This window comes from Peribacillus sedimenti (assembly GCF_046237635.1).
GTDB classification, from domain to species: Bacteria; Bacillota; Bacilli; order Bacillales; family DSM-1321; genus Peribacillus; species Peribacillus sedimenti.
The window spans coordinates 2,027,420-2,046,097 of record NZ_CP143547.1 but is presented as its reverse complement, the minus strand read 5'-3'; the positions used below and the strand labels follow the sequence as shown (position 1 = coordinate 2,046,097).

General features: G+C 42.0%; 18 protein-coding genes. 1 reads left to right on the top strand and 17 read right to left on the bottom strand.

Features of this window, described 5'->3' with window-relative positions:
- Nucleotides 1-4: 4 nt before the first annotated feature.
- The 15 genes from fliF to V1500_RS09975 form a co-directional block, all read right to left on the bottom strand.
- Nucleotides 5-1,600: a flagellar basal-body MS-ring/collar protein FliF gene (gene fliF / locus V1500_RS10045; RefSeq protein ID WP_409305420.1), complete on the bottom strand. Its 1,596-nt coding sequence runs from the start codon at nucleotides 1,598-1,600 to the stop codon at nucleotides 5-7.
- A gap of 92 nt (nucleotides 1,601-1,692) precedes the next feature.
- Nucleotides 1,693-2,004, bottom strand: coding sequence for a flagellar hook-basal body complex protein FliE (fliE, locus tag V1500_RS10040; protein ID WP_409305419.1), 312 nt, complete (start codon nucleotides 2,002-2,004; stop codon nucleotides 1,693-1,695).
- Nucleotides 2,005-2,020: 16 nt separating this feature from the next.
- Complete coding sequence (flgC, locus tag V1500_RS10035; protein WP_409305418.1) at nucleotides 2,021-2,473, bottom strand: flagellar basal body rod protein FlgC; 453 nt, start codon at nucleotides 2,471-2,473, stop codon at nucleotides 2,021-2,023.
- Nucleotides 2,473-2,865, bottom strand: a complete 393-nt coding sequence (gene flgB, locus V1500_RS10030; RefSeq protein WP_409305417.1) for a flagellar basal body rod protein FlgB — start codon at nucleotides 2,863-2,865, stop codon at nucleotides 2,473-2,475. The genes flgC and flgB overlap by 1 nt, the downstream gene beginning before the upstream one ends.
- A gap of 565 nt (nucleotides 2,866-3,430) precedes the next feature.
- Nucleotides 3,431-4,210 (bottom strand): GTP-sensing pleiotropic transcriptional regulator CodY, encoded by a 780-nt coding sequence (gene codY, locus V1500_RS10025; RefSeq protein WP_409305416.1) that lies wholly within the window; start codon nucleotides 4,208-4,210, stop codon nucleotides 3,431-3,433.
- A 105-nt stretch (nucleotides 4,211-4,315) separates the two neighbouring features.
- Nucleotides 4,316-5,725: an HslU--HslV peptidase ATPase subunit gene (gene hslU / locus V1500_RS10020; protein WP_409305415.1), complete on the bottom strand. Its 1,410-nt coding sequence runs from the start codon at nucleotides 5,723-5,725 to the stop codon at nucleotides 4,316-4,318.
- A gap of 19 nt (nucleotides 5,726-5,744) precedes the next feature.
- Entirely contained in the window at nucleotides 5,745-6,287 is a 543-nt protein-coding gene (gene hslV, locus V1500_RS10015; protein ID WP_409305414.1) for an ATP-dependent protease subunit HslV, read from the bottom strand.
- 83 nt (nucleotides 6,288-6,370) lie between these two features.
- The gene (xerC, locus tag V1500_RS10010; RefSeq protein WP_409305413.1) at nucleotides 6,371-7,279 is read right to left on the bottom strand and encodes a tyrosine recombinase XerC; all 909 of its coding nucleotides are present in this window, start codon (nucleotides 7,277-7,279) and stop codon (nucleotides 6,371-6,373) included.
- A 61-nt stretch (nucleotides 7,280-7,340) separates the two neighbouring features.
- Complete coding sequence (gene trmFO, locus V1500_RS10005; RefSeq protein ID WP_409305412.1) at nucleotides 7,341-8,651, bottom strand: FADH(2)-oxidizing methylenetetrahydrofolate--tRNA-(uracil(54)-C(5))-methyltransferase TrmFO; 1,311 nt, start codon at nucleotides 8,649-8,651, stop codon at nucleotides 7,341-7,343.
- A gap of 355 nt (nucleotides 8,652-9,006) precedes the next feature.
- Nucleotides 9,007-11,085: a type I DNA topoisomerase gene (gene topA / locus V1500_RS10000; protein ID WP_409305411.1), complete on the bottom strand. Its 2,079-nt coding sequence runs from the start codon at nucleotides 11,083-11,085 to the stop codon at nucleotides 9,007-9,009.
- A 243-nt stretch (nucleotides 11,086-11,328) separates the two neighbouring features.
- Complete coding sequence (gene dprA / locus V1500_RS09995) at nucleotides 11,329-12,213, bottom strand: DNA-processing protein DprA (protein WP_409305410.1); 885 nt, start codon at nucleotides 12,211-12,213, stop codon at nucleotides 11,329-11,331.
- 146 nt (nucleotides 12,214-12,359) lie between these two features.
- The gene (gene sucD / locus V1500_RS09990) at nucleotides 12,360-13,262 is read right to left on the bottom strand and encodes a succinate--CoA ligase subunit alpha (RefSeq protein WP_409305409.1); all 903 of its coding nucleotides are present in this window, start codon (nucleotides 13,260-13,262) and stop codon (nucleotides 12,360-12,362) included.
- Between the two features lie 19 nt (nucleotides 13,263-13,281).
- Complete coding sequence (gene sucC / locus V1500_RS09985) at nucleotides 13,282-14,442, bottom strand: ADP-forming succinate--CoA ligase subunit beta (RefSeq protein ID WP_409305408.1); 1,161 nt, start codon at nucleotides 14,440-14,442, stop codon at nucleotides 13,282-13,284.
- 255 nt (nucleotides 14,443-14,697) lie between these two features.
- Nucleotides 14,698-15,099: a MupG family TIM beta-alpha barrel fold protein gene (locus V1500_RS09980; RefSeq protein ID WP_409305407.1), complete on the bottom strand. Its 402-nt coding sequence runs from the start codon at nucleotides 15,097-15,099 to the stop codon at nucleotides 14,698-14,700.
- 106 nt (nucleotides 15,100-15,205) lie between these two features.
- Nucleotides 15,206-15,571 carry an SIS domain-containing protein gene (locus V1500_RS09975; RefSeq protein WP_409305406.1) on the bottom strand — a complete coding sequence of 122 codons (366 nt, stop codon included), beginning with the start codon at nucleotides 15,569-15,571 and terminating at the stop codon, nucleotides 15,206-15,208.
- Nucleotides 15,572-16,225: 654 nt separating this feature from the next.
- Here V1500_RS09975 and V1500_RS09970 point away from each other — a divergent pair.
- Nucleotides 16,226-16,492, top strand: coding sequence for a hypothetical protein (locus V1500_RS09970; RefSeq protein WP_409305405.1), 267 nt, complete (start codon nucleotides 16,226-16,228; stop codon nucleotides 16,490-16,492).
- A 37-nt stretch (nucleotides 16,493-16,529) separates the two neighbouring features.
- On the opposite strand, the gene V1500_RS09965 is transcribed toward V1500_RS09970, so the two are convergent.
- Together V1500_RS09965 and V1500_RS09960 are read right to left on the bottom strand one after the other, a co-directional pair.
- Nucleotides 16,530-16,817 (bottom strand): EscU/YscU/HrcU family type III secretion system export apparatus switch protein, encoded by a 288-nt coding sequence (locus tag V1500_RS09965; protein ID WP_409305404.1) that lies wholly within the window; start codon nucleotides 16,815-16,817, stop codon nucleotides 16,530-16,532.
- Nucleotides 16,814-18,673 (bottom strand): hypothetical protein, encoded by a 1,860-nt coding sequence (locus tag V1500_RS09960; protein ID WP_409305403.1) that lies wholly within the window; start codon nucleotides 18,671-18,673, stop codon nucleotides 16,814-16,816. The genes V1500_RS09965 and V1500_RS09960 overlap by 4 nt, the downstream gene beginning before the upstream one ends.
- Nucleotides 18,674-18,678: the final 5 nt, after the last annotated feature.

Below are 18,678 nucleotides of genomic sequence, written 5' to 3'. Positions count from 1 at the left end.
CCCCCTAGTCTTCCGCTATCCAGCTTCTTAGCAATTTTGCGAATTCTTCCGGTTTTTCCTTTGCCAGCTTCTCCAGCTGCTTCCTCTTTAATGATGATTCTGTATCCTGGTCGTTGTTCACATCAGGTACATCAACAGGCATTGATTCCTCAATAATGAACTCTTCTTCATATTGATCCTTTCTTCTGGAACGAATGAAGAGTATAAGGAGAATAATAATTGCAAGCACCAGTACTCCGCCAACTATATAAACCCATAAAGGAATCTTGGCTTCGCTGCTTTGAGGAGCAAATGCCATCTTGCCATTAAATTCTTGAACAGAAACGGAAATTTTATTTTGAATTTCCTGATCAGTCAATTGCTGCTGCAATGTTCCCTTATCAATGGAGGTCCGGATAATCGAGCTTAACATTTTTGTAATGTCGTCGACCCTTGCCTGAGGCAGTGAGTTAGGGTCATTGGGTTTCGGAGGCTCTACCATTACCTGAATGCCCAAATCTCTTACGTTATAGGGACTTTCCACAATTTCTTTTTTAATCCGGTTTACTTCATTATTGATTGTTTCTTCTTTTCTTTCGTAATTTCCATTACCCGTCGTTCCATCTGATGGGTAATTGGTTGTATCATTAGGATCTCCGCTTTGCGGGATGCCCGCAGCTGCTTTTCCGTCACCAGTATACGTTTCATTTATCCTTTGGGCGGAAATGGCAATGCCGGCCATATTTTCTTCATCTACAGGTGTTACGAGGTTTTCCTCTCTGTTTTCCTGGGTAAAATCTATATCGGCTGATACAGAGACAACAACTTTATCTCTTCCCATAAGTGTACCGAGCATATTCTGGACCTGTCTCTGGATATCCCGTTCAATTTCTTTCTTGATTTCATTCTGCGTTGCAAATGAAGCTCCGGGTTCAGATTTATTTTCATTTTTCAGATCAAAATACTCAAAATCCTGGTTCATGATGACGATATTATCAGTAGGAAGATTTGGGACACTTTTTGAAACAAGATGATAAAGGGCCCTAATTTGGCTATCTTCGAATTGATACCCAGGTTTTGTACTCAAAACGATGGATGCAGAAGCTTCCTCCTTTGAGTCATTTAAAAAAACGCCCTCTTTTGGAAGCGAAATCATGACATTCGCATCGTTTACTCCTTCAATGCCCTTAATCAAGTTAGAGAGTTCTGTCTGCATGGATTCCAGTTTCAGTACCTGGAATTCATTATCAGTCATCCCTATGCCTGCATTCTGGCTAAAAAATGAATAGTCAATGCTTCCTGAATCAGGTATTCCCTCTGCTGCCAGCTCCACTTTGAGAGTGTCCACCATTTCCTCTGGGACCATAATTGTCTTTCCGTTGTCAGTTATTTCGGATTGGACTCCCCTGCCGTCCAGATTGGCCTTAATTGATCCCGTCTCAGCCGGTGAAAGGTTACTGTACAATGGAACCATTGTTGTCCTGGACGCAAAAATGGAAGAAATTGCGATAATCGCAATTAAAAGAATGGCTCCTGAAGCAAGCATTATTTTTTGAGCTTTGCTCCTGCTACCCCAAAAGCCGGATATTTTATTTTTAAAGTTTACGAGTCTTTCATTCATCTTTATCCCCCGGTACCATTTATGATTGCGGCCTCATACCTCCATATCATTGAAGGGAAAAGGTCATTTGATTTTGTGAGGTTATAAAGATCTTACACGCTCATTCTCATCATTTCCTGATATGCTTCCACGACCTTATTTCGCACCTCTAGCGCTGTCTGCATCGTTACGCTTGCTTTCTGTGAAGCGATCATCACCTGATGCAAATCGACATTTTCTCCCCTGGCTAATCTCCCGGTGAATGAATCAGAATTCACCTGGGCTTCATTCACTTTTTCAATAGATTGTTTCAACACGGACGCAAAACTCTTCTGTGCTTCGTATGGTGTATATGACTGAGTCTGGATTCGGTTAAGATCTAATTTCCCGAATGAATTAACAGCATTGATATTTATACCTTGCATACAATCAATCTCCTATCTATTTCCCGATCTCAAGGGCCTTCATCAGCATACTTTTTGAAGCATTAAATACTGTAACGTTAGCTTCATAGGACCGGGTAGCGCTCATTAAATCTACCATTTCCTTTAACGGATCAACATTTGGCATTTCAACATAGCCATCTTCCCTTGCATCCGGGTGTTCAGGATCATAAACCAGCTTAGCAGGAGAATTGTCGTCCCTAATCTCAGTGACATTAAGGCCTTGGCCGGTTCCGTCCGATTTCCCCATTGCAGTATGCAGGAAGCTAGAGAATTTGCCTTCATCCGCTTGAAGTACAGCTACTTTTCTTTTGTATGGCTGCCATTTCCCATCTACAAATTCAGCCCTAGTAGATTCGGCATTGGCCATATTGGAAGAAATGATATCCATTCTAAGGCGCTGGCCGGTAAGAGCCGAAGCTGTTGTATTCAAACTTTGAAACATGCTCATTACTTGCCACCCCTTATCACATTTTCCAATGATTTAAACTTTCCGCTGATTCGATCTGTAAGTGCATTGAACAGAATTTGATTCGCTGCAAGATCGCTCATTTCCTTATCGACATCCACGCTGTTTCCATTATTGTTATACTTCGTATCTCTTTGGACAATCGAGGCTGAAGAAGTCCGGCTTCCGCTGAAATCGAAATGTCTGTTATCTGTCTTATAAGATGATATCGATGATTGCAAAACAGATTGAAAAGACTCGTTCCTTACAACATCCTTCGCCTTGTAATTGGGCGTATCTGCATTTGCAATATTTTGCGAGATCACTTTCTGTTTTAAGCTTGAATAATTTAAAGCATTCTCTAAGTTCGAAAAGGTATTAGAAAATAGCTCCAATTTTCTTCACCCCTTATTTACCAGTAAAATTACTAAAATGCGTACTTGTAACAAAACAAACATAATATAGTAACTATTGTAAAGAATACCGGTTCCCATGTCTATGAGGTATCGACAAATTACTGCATGACAATAGGCCTATTTTTGTCGACAAAAGCCGGTATATTACAATATATGTAATATTTTGTATGATAAATTCAGGAACAAATATTCGTAAATAGGAATGAAAGCATCTCTCCCTCCTCTTCGAATAGGTCTATAGTCACACTTAAGGCGCGAGCTTCCATAAAGAGGTGTATCCTCTTGTTATAAGCTGACCTGTATGTCAATGTATGTAACAATCAGCATCAACTTCATAATTTATTTTATTGGAATTACAGACAGAAAGCCCAAGTCTTTAGAGGAATTTTGTGGCAATTTGTCGACATTTAGATTTGTCCAAAGTTAAACTCAGCCGTTGTTGATTGAGTCTAAGTTATATTCTTTAGGCAGAGGAGAAGAGAAAAAGCTTAACCTACATGCAAAAAAAAAAGGCAGCCCCATTGAGGGACTGCCTTCATTCATTTTAGCTATTCTTTAATTTGTCAAGTTCCACAAGGAATTTGTCATTAAGGACTTTGATGTACGTTCCTTTCATTCCAAGAGAGCGTGATTCGATTACGCCTGCGCTTTCCAGTTTACGAAGGGCGTTAACGATAACAGATCTTGTAATGCCCACACGGTCTGCTATCTTGGAAGCAACTAGAAGCCCTTCATTTCCTTTCAATTCTTCAAAGATATGCTCTATAGCTTCAAGCTCGCTGTAAGAAAGGGAGCTGATCGCCATTTGTACTACTGCTTTGCTTCTTGCTTGTTCTTCGATTTCTTCTGATTTTTCACGAAGGATTTCCATGCCTACAACGGTAGCGCCATATTCAGCAAGAATTAAGTCGTCATCGTGGAACTTTTCCTCAAGACGGGCAAGAATCAATGTTCCCAGGCGTTCTCCAGCCCCAATGATGGGAACTACAGTAGTCAGGCCGCTTGCAAACAGTTCCTTATTTTCCACTGGGAACGCGGTATATTCGCTCTCAATATCCAAATTTGACGATGTTTCTGAAACGTTGAATAAGTTCTTTGTGTATTCTTCCGGAAACTGTCTGTCTTCAAGCATTTTGATCATTCGCTCATTTTCAATTTGCTGGTTGATCGCAAATCCCAGAAGCTTTCCTCTTCTAGATACTACAAATACATTCGCTTCAATCACTTCACTTAGGCTTTCAGCCATTTCTTTAAAGTTAACAGGTTTGCCTGCAGCATTTTGAAGCATGCTGTTAATTCTTCTGGTTTTTCCTAATAAATTCATTAAAGATGTCCTCCTAATGCAATCCTTGATTCAAAAAAGTTACATATTTTATTATTTTAATGATGTAAAACTTAATAACGATGGAAAGTCACACTCAACTGCCCATTAGAGAATAAACTGACTTAAATCTTTATTTCTTGAGATCGTTCCCAGCTTTTCTTCCACATATTGAGGAGTAATAGAAATTTTACCCATTGATATTTCGGGAGCTTCAAACGATAAATCTTCTAATAGCCTTTCCATGATGGTGTGAAGGCGCCTTGCCCCTATATTATCCGTATTCTGGTTTACCTCAAATGCTACTTCGGCAATCTTACGAATAGCATCGTCAGAAAATTCAATTTCTATACCTTCTGTTTCCAATAATGCTATATATTGTTTAAGCAAAGCATTATCCGGCTCATGCAGGATGCTTACAAAATCGTCAACCGTCAGCTTTTTCAGCTCCACCCGGATCGGAAAACGTCCCTGAAGCTCAGGAATCAAGTCGGAAGGTTTAGCGATGTGGAAGGCACCCGCTGCTATAAACAAGACATGATCAGTTTTTACCGATCCATATTTCGTTACGACTGTTGAACCCTCAACAATAGGGAGGATATCCCGCTGGACACCTTCTCTAGATACATCAGCAGAGGCACCGCTGTTCGACTTGCTCGCAATCTTATCGATTTCATCGATAAATATAATGCCTGACTGCTCTGCCCTGTAAACCGCTTCCTGGGTTACTTCATCCATATCAATCAGCTTGCTTGCTTCTTCGTTTGCAAGAGCTTTCCTGGCTTCACTGACTTTAAGCTTTCGCTTTTTCTTTCTTTTAGGCATCAGGCTTCCCAGGGCATCTTGCATGTTCATCCCCATTTGCTCCATGCCTGAGCCTTGCAGCATATCAAACATCGAAGGCTGCTGTTCCTCTACTTCGATCGTAACCAGCTGGTCTTCTAGTTCTCCATTGTGAAGCTGCCTTTCAACGCTGCTGCGCTTCTGCCTGATTGTATAATCATCTTCGGTCTGTGTATCCTGGTGGTCCTGCGAACCTCCGCCTCCGAAAAGCGCTTCAAGCGGATTCTTGAAATTGTTTTGCTTTTTTCCAGAAGGAACCAGAAGCTCTACAAGGCGTGCATTGGCGTTCTGCTCTGCCCTCTCCCTGACGCTTCCCATCTTTTCCTCTTTTACAAGCCTTACGGAGGTTTCGACAAGATCCCTGACCATTGATTCTACGTCACGCCCTACATATCCTACCTCGGTAAATTTGGTTGCTTCCACCTTTATAAAGGGAGCACCCACTATTTTAGCCATTCTTCGGGCGATTTCAGTTTTTCCGACACCTGTTGGGCCAATCATCAGGATGTTTTTCGGCACCACTTCATCGCGCAGCTGTTCATCCAGCAAGCTGCGGCGATATCTATTACGAAGTGCGATTGCCACAGCCCTCTTCGCATCCTTCTGGCCGACAATGAACTGATCAAGCCTCTCCACAATTTGCCTTGGAGTCAAATTAGACTTATTATTTTGCATGCCTGTCACTCCCTTTAAATCAAAGCTCTTCCACAATAATATTGGAATTTGTATAAACACAGATCTCGGCTGCTATTTGAAGAGACGCCTCTGCAATTTGTTTCGCATTCAAATGTTCCCCGGAGAACCTCTTCAATGCCCGGCCCGCCGAAAGCGCATAGTTTCCGCCAGAACCAATTGCAAGGATGCCGTCATCAGGCTGAATAACTTCTCCTGTCCCAGATACAAGCAGAAGATCTTCCTTATCCATAACTATCAGCATCGCTTCAAGCTTGCGTAGGATATTATCACTTCGCCATTGTTTAGCCAGCTCTACAGCGGCTCGCTGAAGATTTCCATTATATTCTTCCAGCTTGGCTTCAAAAAGTTCAAACAGCGTAAAAGCATCAGCTACAGATCCGGCAAAACCGGCAAGCACTTTGCCGTTAAAAATCCTTCTCACTTTACGTGCAGTGTGTTTCATTACTACTGCATTACCAAGTGTGACCTGCCCGTCGCCTGACATCGCACATTCGCCTTTATGGTGGACTGCAAATATAGTAGTTGCATGAAAATTGCTCATTTTTTCTCCTTTCCAATCAAAAGAAGTATCAAAAAAAGATACAAAAACGACTTCGACAACATCTCCCTAACATACTTCCATTCTTATGCCCTGGGGTGAGAAGCATTGTAAACCTTCCTCAATTGTTCACTGGTAACATGAGTATAGATTTGAGTGGAAGATATTTTAGAGTGGCCAAGCAATTCCTGGACTGACCTAAGATCTGCTCCATTATTAAGCAGGTGGGTAGCGAAAGAATGCCTAAGCATATGAGGATGAAGTTTTTTTCCGGCTGAAGCCTTAGTTATAAGGCCATCGAGAATATGGCGGACACCTCTTGCTGTCAGCGGCTCTCCCCTCAAATTAACAAAAAGAAAGGGGTGTGCTTTTCCCTGTTCCTTCGTTAAACGGCTCCTGCTTTGGTTTATGTAAGTTTTAATAGCGTCTAAGGCAAAACTACCGATTGGAACATATCGATCCTTCTGTCCTTTCCCGTGAACGAGAACGGTTCCTAATGAAAAATCAATGTCTGTAATCTTAACTTTGCAGCATTCACTGACTCGAATGCCTGTTGCATACAACAGCTCTAATAACGCAGAGTCACGCTGGCCTTTAGGTGTTTGCTGTTCAAGTGAATCGAATATTTCCCCTATTTCCTCTTCATAGAGGAACCTTGGAAGCATCCGATCCTGCTTGGGCAAGGAAACGAGTGCAAACGGATTTTCGTTTACCACTTCCTCCCGTTTCAAAAACTTAAAAAAACTTCTAAGACAGGAGGTTTTCCGAGCGACAGAACGTTTTGAGTAGCTTTTATCATTCAGCAGTCTTGTCAAATACAGCCTTGCATCGAAATATTGAACATCTGATAGGCTCTTGATTATTTGTTCAGACATGAACAAATAAAAATCAGCGATATCGTGTTTATAATGATCAATGGTATATTGAGAGCAATTTTTTTCTATTTGAAGATATTCAACAAATAGCTGTAAGGCAGCTTCTTCATTAACCAACATTGACACACCTCACGAAAGGCTACTAAATAGTAACATACTTTAAAATCAGTATCAAACAATTTTACAAATTTTTCACAAAGTTCTGAATTGTTCCCAACGCCCGCTTAGCGTGCATTTCATTTCTTTCCTTTTTACCCTTAATCTTATGACCTAACTCAGGAAATAACCCAAAGTTTGCATTCATCGGCTGGAAAGTCTTTGCATTTGTCTCCGTAATATAGCGAGCCATGCTACCCATTGCAGTTTCTGCAGGGAAGATAACTGGATCCTCTCCTATGGCAAGCCTTACTGCATTGATTCCCGCGATTAACCCGGAAGCTGCAGACTCTACATACCCCTCTACTCCTGTCATCTGGCCGGCAAATAACAAATCTTTTCGGTTTTTAAACTGATATGTCGCATCTAGCACTTTAGGTGAATTTATAAACGTATTTCTATGCATGACCCCATATCGTACAATTTCGGCATTCTCAAGCCCAGGAATCAATTGCAATACTTCTTTTTGAGGCCCCCATTTTAGATGAGTCTGAAATCCAACAATATTATAAAGAGTTCCTGCTGCATCATCCTGACGAAGCTGAACAACGGCAAAAGGCCTTTTTCCTGTCTTTGGATGTTCAAGGCCAACCGGCTTCAAGGGTCCAAACAGCATGGTTTTCTTGCCGCGTGCCGCCATCACTTCTATCGGCATACAGCCCTCAAAAAATATTTCCTTTTCAAATTCCTTCAACGGTACTGTTTCCGCTGATACTAAGGCATCATAAAATCGGTTGAATTCTTCTTCTGTCATAGGGCAGTTCAGATAGGCTGCCTCGCCTTTATCATATCGTGACTTTAAATACACCTTATTCATATCTATGCTGTCTTTTTCGATAATTGGTGCCGCAGCATCATAAAAATACAAATACTCCTCTTCCATAATGGCTTTTAGCTTTTCAGAAAGGGCCTGGCTGGTTAGCGGGCCTGTAGCAATGACTGTGGGGCCTTCCGGAATTTCAGTAACCTCTTCGTTAATAACGGTCACATTCGGATGATTCTTTACACTTTCCGTTACTCTTCCCGCAAATTCGTGGCGGTCTACTGCCAGGGCACCTCCTGCAGGAACGGCACATGCATCTGCTGACGAAATAATTACGGAATCCAGAATCCTCATTTCTTCTTTTAAGACACCTACGGCATTGGTCAACGTATTGGCACGCAAAGAATTGCTGCACACCAATTCAGCAAACTTATCCGTATGGTGGGCAGGAGTCTGTTTAACCGGACGCATTTCATATAGCTTTACTTTGGCCCCTCTTTTTGCAATCTGCCATGCAGCTTCACTTCCTGCTAATCCGGCGCCAATTACATTGACTGTTACTTCTTCTCTCATTTTACGAACCTCCATGTAAAGATATGACAAAACATGATAGTTTACCAATTTATATTTCATTTACATGGTCCTAAGCTTTATTACGGACTATCCATATTCTTTCCATTGCATATGTAACGTAACACTTTGCACAAAGAAAGATTATATAGCTAACGATATTGCTTGTCCACTGCATTTTACAATACGTTTTGGAAAGATAAAAGTTTCAAGCATTAAAGGATAAAAGAATTTTGCATAATGGAGTTTGTAAAACGCCATGTCTGCAGTTCTGGTGAGCTCAATATTCTCCCATAAAAATCCTAAAAACGCGTTCCCGAAACTGGCAAACGAAAAAGGGGAGCATATGCTCACCCTTTTAGCTTTGCGGCGCTTCCTTGTAGTCGCAGTTGACACATTGAACCTGTACGCCTTTTTTCAGCTTCTTCTCTACCAGGACATGATCACACTTAGGGCAGGAACGCGGCAGAGGTTTATCCCATGAAAGGAAATCACATTCAGGATATCGGTCACAGCCGTAGAAAATCCTTTTCTTTTTGCTCTTTCTTTCAATGACATTACCCTTTTTACAGGATGGGCAGGTGACTCCGATTTCTTTTACAATCGGCTTGGTATTGCGGCAATCAGGGAAGTTGCTGCATGCCATGAATTTGCCGTAGCGTCCCATTTTAAAGACCATTGGACTGCCGCAGTTTTCACAATCTTCCCCAGCCGGCTCATCCTTTATTTCGACCTTTTCCATTTCAGCTTCGGCCTTTTCAAGATATGACTCAAAATCTCTATAAAAGCCGTCAATCACCTTGATCCATTCAATACTTCCTTCTTCGACATTATCCAATTCATGCTCCATTTTGGCAGTGAATTCAAGGTCGATAATATCTGGAAAGAATTCCTCAATAAGCTCAAAAACGATTTCCCCCAGTTCAGTAGGAACAAAACGTTTATTATCCAGGGACACGTAACCACGCTTTTGGATCGTATCAAGTGTAGGAGCGTAAGTGGATGGTCTTCCTATTCCCATTTCTTCAAGCGTTCTGACAAGACGGGCCTCTGTGTACCTAGGCGGCGGCTGCGTGAAATGCTGTGCGGGCTCAATGTCCTTTGAAAGAATTTGATCACCTTCTGTCATTTCGGGCAGCAGGTTATCCTTTTCTTCTACGCTGTCATCCGAACCTTCCACGTATACCTTCATAAAGCCGGGAAACTTGATTTTCGACCCGTTGGCGCGAAATACCACGGGTCCGTTCTTTACATCCACGCTCATCGTATCCATTATTGCAGAGGCCATCTGGCTTGCCACAAATCGTTCCCATATCAGCTTGTATAACCTGAACTGATCCCTTGATAGAAATTCTTTAACCGAGTTGGGATCCCGAAGGGTACTGGTAGGCCTGATTGCTTCATGGGCATCCTGGGCATTGCCAGGCTGCTTCTTTTCTTTCCTATCATCCCCTGGAAGGTAATCCTTGCCAAAGATCTCTTCAATGTAGGAAGCAGACTCAGCCTTTGCCACATCAGATATCCTGGTGGAATCTGTTCTCATATAAGTGATTAAACCTACTGTTCCTTCCTTGCCAAGTTCGATTCCTTCATATAGCTGCTGGGCAAGCATCATCGTCTTTTTCGCTCGGAAGTTCAGCTTTCTTGCTGCCTCCTGTTGAAGTGAGGAAGTGATGAATGGGACAGCTGGGTGTCTTTTCCTTTCTTTTTTCGAAACAGAAACAACTTCGAAGGTATTCCCTTTGATAGAAGAAAGTACATTATGAACTTCTTCTTCGGAATGAAGCTCAATCCGTTCTCCATTCATACTCCAGAAAGAACCTTCAAAATGTTGCTTGTCTTTAAGAAATTCACTTTTGATAGTCCAGTATTCCTCTGGTACAAAGTCCTTAATTTCTTTTTCGCGTTCAATGATCATTCGAAGTGCGACGGATTGTACGCGTCCAGCACTCAATCCCTTTTTCACCTTTTTCCATAGCAATGGAGAGATATTGTAGCCTACAAGTCGGTCAAGAACGCGCCTTGCCTGCTGAGCATCCACAAGGTTCATATTGATGGGCCTTGGTGTCTTGAAGGATTCCTTTATGGCATCCTTTGTAATTTCATTAAACACCACCCGGCAATCCGAATTGACATCCACATCAAGACTGTGGGCCAGATGCCAGGCAATCGCCTCCCCTTCTCGGTCGGGGTCAGCCGCCAGATATATTTTCTTGGCTTTCTTGGCAGCGGTCTTTAATTCCTTTAACACGGGACCTTTTCCGCGGATTGTTATATATTTGGGTTCAAAATTGTGGTCAACATCAACGCCCATCTGGCTCTTTGGCAAATCACGCACATGACCCATAGAGGCTTTCACTTTATATTTTTTCCCAAGATAGCGCTCTATTGTCTTTGCCTTAGCCGGAGATTCCACAATTACTAAGTAATCAGACATTCAGGTAAATCCCCCTCAAGAGGTAATATAAATCTTCACTATTATTATCATTAAAAATCACTTTGTCAATCTTATTTCATTTATTCGGTTTCATTTTAGTGTAATCGACATGGTGCGGCATAATAAAAAAATGCTGTCTGTTGCAAAATTTATAACAGATTTATGTTTATTTCAAGCTTTTTGTTCCTGGACCTAAAAATTATCGGAACATTCTTCAAACTGTGATTTATATATTAACTTATATTAAAGATAATTCAAAGAAAAAATTTCGTCCGATATATCGCTGGCCTCCATAACCAGCTTAGCCCCATCCTGTATCATTTTATTCGTTCCTTCAGATAATTCGCTGGTTATGTTTCCCGGTAGCGCAAACACGTCCCTGCCTTGTTCCAGCGCATATTGGGCAGTGATGAGAGAACCGCTGTTTCGTTTTGCTTCTATTATAAATACCCCATTTGACAACCCGCTGATGATACGGTTTCGCATTGGGAACATCCATGCTTCCGCCCGCCTGTTTGGGACAGCTTCGGAAAGGACCAATCCCCGCTTCATCATTACATCAGCCAGCTGTATATTTTCTTTAGGATAAATATGAAATAGCCCGCCTCCAAGGACTCCAATTGTCTTTCCTTTGCCATTCAAGGTCATTTTATGCGCCAACGAATCAATTCCGGATGCCAGCCCGCTGACAATGACATACCCCTGCTGTACCAAGGGGGGCAGGATAAGCTGTATGGCATCCTTGCCATAGGATGACGGGTTACGTGAACCAACGACACCAAGTGACGGAGAATCATTAAGCAAACTATGATTTCCCTTTACGTAAATTACCCATGGCGGGTCAGTAATACTTTTCAGCTTGGAGGGATATCCCTCGTCCATAATTGTTATGCAGCTTATTTGATTATTATTATATTGCTTTATCAGCGCAATGATATCAATAGAATGGAGGTCGTGGAAAAATTGGTGATGCTGTATGGGGGATAATGGAAGGAATTTGCGCCAGTCTTCACCAGGCCAATTATAGATATTCTGGAGGGCAGGGTCTGCCTTCAATATAGCATGGATTGATTTCCAGCCAATGCCCCTGCAATGGTGCAAATGGATTAGTTTTTCGCGGATGTTCAAGCGGAGTCACTCCTTTTGTAGGTAAATATTTATATAAGGGACATTCTAATAAGGGAAGAGCGGGGAATGAATAGTAAAAAATCAAACTGCCAATCGTATAAAAATCGTCCCTCATCTAATAATGAGGGACGTATTGTGTCAGTTAATCAATGAGTTTTACACTTGTCGTAAATACCTTTTTCCTTAAGTACGGAAATCAGGGTTTCACCCATAACAGATGGAGTATCTGCTACTTTTATGCCGCTTTCATTCATGACACGGATCTTTTCGTCAGCTGTGCCTTTCCCTCCGGAAATGATCGCACCAGCATGGCCCATGCGCTTTCCTGGAGGTGCCGTACGGCCTCCGATAAAACCTACTACAGGCTTTGTCATATTGGCTTTGACCCATTGTGCAGCCTCTTCTTCGGCAGTTCCGCCAATCTCACCGATCATGATGACCGCATAAGTTTCTGGATCTTCGTTGAAGGCTTTCAAAACGTCAATGAAATCTGTACCATTTACTGGGTCCCCACCGATTCCGACAGCTGAAGACTGTCCGATACCAGCCTGCGATAATTGGTGTACTGCCTCATAAGTCAATGTTCCAGAACGGGAAACAACTCCAACATGGCCCTTTGTATGAATATACCCAGGCATAATACCGATTTTGCACTCATCAGGAGTGATTACACCAGGGCAGTTCGGCCCAACAAGGCGAGTCTTTTTCCCTTCCATGTAACGCTTTACCTTTACCATGTCAAGGACAGGGATATGCTCTGTGATACAGATTGTAATATCAAGTTCTGCATCCACTGCTTCCATGATTGCGTCTGCCGCGAATGGAGCAGGCACATAGTTAACTGATGCATTGGCACCTGTAGCTTCTACAGCTTCTCTTACCGTATTGAAGACAGGTACTCCCTCTACTTCAGTTCCGCCTTTTCCAGGTGTTACACCCGCAACGATTTTTGTACCGTATTCCAGCATTTGTTTTGTATGAAATAAAGCCGTTGAACCAGTGATACCCTGTACAATGACTTTTGTATCTTTATTAATAAATACGCTCATTTGTGGTCCCCCCTGCCTATTATCCTACAAGCTCTACGATTTTTTGTGCACCGTCTGCCATAGATTCAGCAGGCGTAATATTCAAACCGGATTCCTTCAAGATCTTTTTGCCAAGGTCTACGTTTGTACCTTCCAGACGCACAACAAGCGGAACTTGAAGACCTAATTGGTTGGCAGCTTCAACAACACCTTCAGCGATTACATCACACTTCATGATCCCGCCGAAAATGTTTACAAAGATTCCTTTTACTTTTTCATCTGATAGGATGATCTTGAATGCTTCTGTTACTTTCTCGGCTGTAGCACCGCCCCCAACATCAAGGAAGTTGGCTGGGTCGCCGCCATAATGCTTAATGATATCCATTGTTGCCATCGCAAGTCCTGCACCATTTACCATACATCCGATGTTTCCATCCAAGGCGATGTAGCTAAGGTCATATTTGGAAGCTTCGATTTCTTTTGGATCTTCTTCTTCAAGGTCGCGGTACTCCAAAATGTCCTTGTGGCGATATAAGGCATTGGAATCGAAATTCAATTTCGCATCAAGTGCCATAACATTGCCATCGCCTGTTACAACCAACGGGTTGATTTCAGCAATGGAGCAATCCTTCTCGATGAATGCATTGTATAGCCCAGTCATGAATTTGACAGCTTTATTTACCAATTCTTTTGGAATATTGATATTAAATGCGATTCTTCTAGCTTGATAGCCTGTAAGGCCGACAACAGGATCGATTACTTCCTTGAAGATTTTTTCAGGAGTCTTTTCTGCCACTTCCTCGATTTCTGTTCCGCCTTCTTCAGAGGCCATAAGAACAACACGGGAAGTCGCACGATCCAATACTAGACCAATATAATATTCTTTCTTAATGTCGCAGCCTTCTTCAATCAGTAAGCGCTTAACTTCTTTGCCTTCTGGGCCAGTTTGATGTGTAACAAGCGTCTTACCCAATATTTCTTGAGCATATGTACGTGCCTCATCAAGGTTTTTGGCAACCTTAACGCCGCCGGCTTTTCCGCGTCCGCCAGCATGGATTTGTGCCTTAACGACAACTACCTCAGTGCCCAGTTCCTTCGCAGCTTCAACCGCTTCCTCTACAGTGAATGCAACACGTCCGTTTGGAACAGCTACCCCGTAGCTTCTGAGGATCTCTTTCCCTTGATACTCATGGATATTCATTTCCCATCCTCCTTGTTAACTCTAGCAATATTGAAAAATGAGTAGAGTGCTGGTTCATATAACCATTTTACGCCATTTTTCAGCCCATTTACACAATACATCAGATTATGTCGAGCCTATTATTATTTGACTGCTTCCTAATTGTATAAAAAGTAAAAATACTTGTCCACTATTACATGCAAAATACTTATAACTAATTTTAATTTTCTAGTAATATAAAATTCTGGGAATTGCTTTCAATAAATAGCTATAAAGTTAGATAAATAAAGTATATATAGAGCAGATAAATTGTTTTCTAGTATAACAAAAAAAGGCCTTTATGGCCTTCAATACCTCTATAATTCTAAATTCACTTCCAGGTCCAATGAACTGCAGTAAAGAAAGGTCTTTATCTATAATTTTCCCTACGACATTCACCCAATCATTCTTCGGCAAATTATTCAGGCTCATCGGCGAGACATCCGCCATCAGTTCCATATCATGCTTTAATGCCTGTCGCCCAAGGACTTCCAAAAAATGTTTATATCCGGAGGCATCATCCTCTGGGATATGGAGTGATGTAAAAATGGACTGGCATCCGGCTTCCTTCATGTTCTTCAAATATTCATCCTGCATGGCTTCAGTTTGATTTCCTAGAAAAACGGGGATTCCCAGCATATTTTAAGCACCTAATCATTTCTTTCTATGCTTAATTGGCATAAACGGTTAGTTTTTGAATACGCTCTCATTATAGTAAGTACGAAATTTAACCTCAATTAAATTATTAAAATATGAATTTAAATTTCATAAATACCAAAAATTTTAATGTTTTTTTACAGTCTCGTTTTCCCTGGATTTGATTGAATGGAGCCAACAATATCTTTGCCCATTTTATGAATAAGCTTAAATAAAGAGCATCAATAATATTTAACTGGGCCATGCGCGATGCAATCGTCCCAATGCGGTGTTCCTCTTCTACTTTCGGAATGCAAAGTTTAAGGTCCGCCGTCTTATAAAGAGGTGACTTTTGCAGCGTCGTAATGGCCACCGCAGTTACAGACTGTTCTTTTGCACATGAAGCGATTTCCAGCGCTTCCCTGGCTTTCCCTGAATTGCTGATAAGAAATAGGACATCCCCAGATTTCATCATGGATACCAGCGAAACCAAGTAATAAAAATCAGATGAGGCAATTGCAGAATACCCAGATTCATTATTTTATATTGGGCATCTATTGCCGGTGGATAGGATTCTCCTACGCTAAAAAGTGCTTTCTTCCCTGCATGGCGGACCTTGTCTACCGCCATTACAAAATCTTTTTTATCCAGTGTGTTCAGTGAGAGCTAAATGGCGGATTTATTGAAAAATGTAACTTTGTGGAATAAGCTGTATGATGTGTCCTGTGTTTCAAACGGTGAAAAATCATTGATTTGGATTCTGAAGCTGTAGTTTCCTTTGTCAGTACAGCCTTAAGCATTTTAAAGCTTCCAACACCAATCAAAAACGGACGATACTCGCTTCACTTGCTCCAGCCTGGTTGGCCAGTTCCTGTGTTGTCATGGTAGGGATGAACTCTGGATGCTGCAGTATGTTTTGTGCTATTTCTGCTCCGCACTTGTAAAACTGGAAAGATTATTTTTTATTTTTGTTAGGATGCTCAATTCATTCAACCTGGAAACCCCTTTTCCTTTTACCGATAAGTTTGCCCGCTTAGTTTACCATTTTCCCCGATTAATGTGTTCTATCTGTATCTATTTGAATATTACAGATAAACTAATAAAGCCATCAAGAATAGGAGGGATTGAAATGCCTGTAAAAGATCAATATGCCGATAACCGAAATGCAGGGAATGATGCCAGCAGCAAGCACGGTACCGCTGACCCATATGAACACTCAGAAGAATCTGCAGCAGTTAATGTAAAAGGCCTGGATACCAATAGGAAACAACATCCGGAAATTGGATCAGGGGGTCGCGGCCCAATCTTGATTAATGATCCGGAAGCCACCTCGTTAAATGAAGCTATTTACGATAATAGTAACAATGAATATTTCGATGCGGACAATTACCGATAGGTGTGGCATTTACACTGAGCAAAGAATGCAAAAAAGATCATTCCTTTTTAGGATGATCTTTTATCGTTTTATCTATTTTATAAATAAAAGCAAACACTTCTGCTACAGCCTGATAAAGTTCTTCAGGAATGGCCTTATTGATGTCAAGTTTCCCCAGAAGCTCTGTCAGGGTTGGATCCTGCTGCACAGGGATATTATGTTCAGCCGCGGAAGCCAGGATATTCTCTGCGACCTTTCCCTTTCCCTTTGCAATGATTGTTGGGGCATCATCTGCATCATTTTCATACCTAAGAGCTACGGCTTCGAGTCTCTTTTGATCTTTCATATTCGTAAATCCACCCCGCTATAGGATTTGTCGGGAACAGGCATCTTAGACCTTTGGGCTTTCATTCGGTTCTCAGCATTTTTAGCCTCTTCAGAGCTCTTAAATGAAACGGAAGATAACTTATAGTCCAATGAAAGCAAATTCTCTTTCAGCATGCTAATGAAAGGCTGTACGTTTATATCATACTGGGCGGCCCTGTCGTTTATGACTGCCACCTTCAAAACCCGGTTTTGGACAACCATGTCAACGACTGTTATGTCCATTTGCTCTAATTCCAGATAAAATAAAATGCGGCAAAAAGACGGGTCAATGCTGCCATCTTTCTTTTTCCTTCCCGACCATTGGATGGTCATGTCGGTGTGGTGACTTCCTAAAACCAGAGGCAATTGCATAAAAATATTTTGGAGCGGGCCTGCCTCCTGGGATAATATTTGGTGGCCATTGATCCTGTGAATCACTTGCGCCGCTATGTCCTTTACTGCATTCGGCTGATTTTCATGCATTAGCTGCATTAGCAACGGCTTGAGAGTATCCAGCTGTCCACTGTTAATTTCCGGCTTTGTTAACATAGATTCTAAACTCATCCCGAGCAAATTTGGAATGTCCCGCAGCAATTTTGCAAAAGATGAAGACTTTCCCGGGTCAAAAACCAGTTCTGCTTCCAATTTTTGAAGAGGAAGCTGTACCTGATCTCCACTTTCATTATTTACTTTATCCATAGACACAAGCATAGCAAGCCTTGCATCTGTCCCAGGATCCAATTTTTGCCCGCTTCCCGCTGAAAACAAGTTTACCAGAGCACGCTGTTCCAGTTTGCTGCCCTGATTATCGATCAGCATGTTATATAATATATTTTTCACTTGCGGCAAGGCTGTACCCTGCTTCGGTGACATTGGAGTCGATTCAGCGTTTGGCTGCATTGATGTGTCTGTCGGCTTTTGGTCCGTTTGGCTTGCCTGCAATAAGGAGCTTGAGATTTCCGTTTTTTGCAACATATTATGCAGGGCAGTCCGGGCCTCGCTGCCTATAAAGGTCTCACCTTTTAAGCCGGAGGCATACATCAGCCTCTCAAAAAATACATCTTCCGTCATCGCAGCAGGTATAAATCCGGCTCGCTGGATTTGGGTAAATGCTGCCGCTTGATTCCCTGGGGTAGATTTTTCGTCAAGCCAGGAGGATAATACATATCTAAAATTGATTTTAATTTCTGATGCTTCATTATTCCCCAGCAATTTCCCAATCAGAGCCCGAAGCTTTCCAGCAACATCTGTTTCATTGTCCCCTTCACTCATTTTCTTGTATAAATCAGCAAGCAGAGCATGCAAGGGTTCTTCCTTCTGTACCGAATGAAGGGCAAAGTAAACATCATCGATAAAAGGAAGGTTTTTGGCATGCATGTTTTGAATGGTTTGCCGGGTTCCATCCAGGTTGTCCGAGCTTTTTAGCCATTCCAAAGCTTTTATAAAAGATTCTTTTGTGATGGGAAGCTGATTTTGAAATAAAAATTTGGCCAATTCCACAGATTCTTTTGTGGAACCAAGCGATAAGTGTGTTAAAATCTGCTGTGCCGAATGATCGAGCCCATCCTTGCCAGCAACAGCGTCGGAAGGAAGCACCTTTAGCTGAAGCTTTCCTTCACCCGGCTGTACCTGCAGCCAATACCTCCCACCCGCGGCCAGCGGCGCATCCAGCTGGGCAAATAGTTTTTGGCTGCCGATGTGCACTTCAGCAATCTGGTGCGGGTATATTTTTACTATTTTGCCATACAATATCTGGCCTGCTTTAAAGCTCGAATATGATTTGTTCTGCATATTTAGCTGCTGAATGCCTTGGCCGCCAATTCGTTGCATGGTCATCTCAC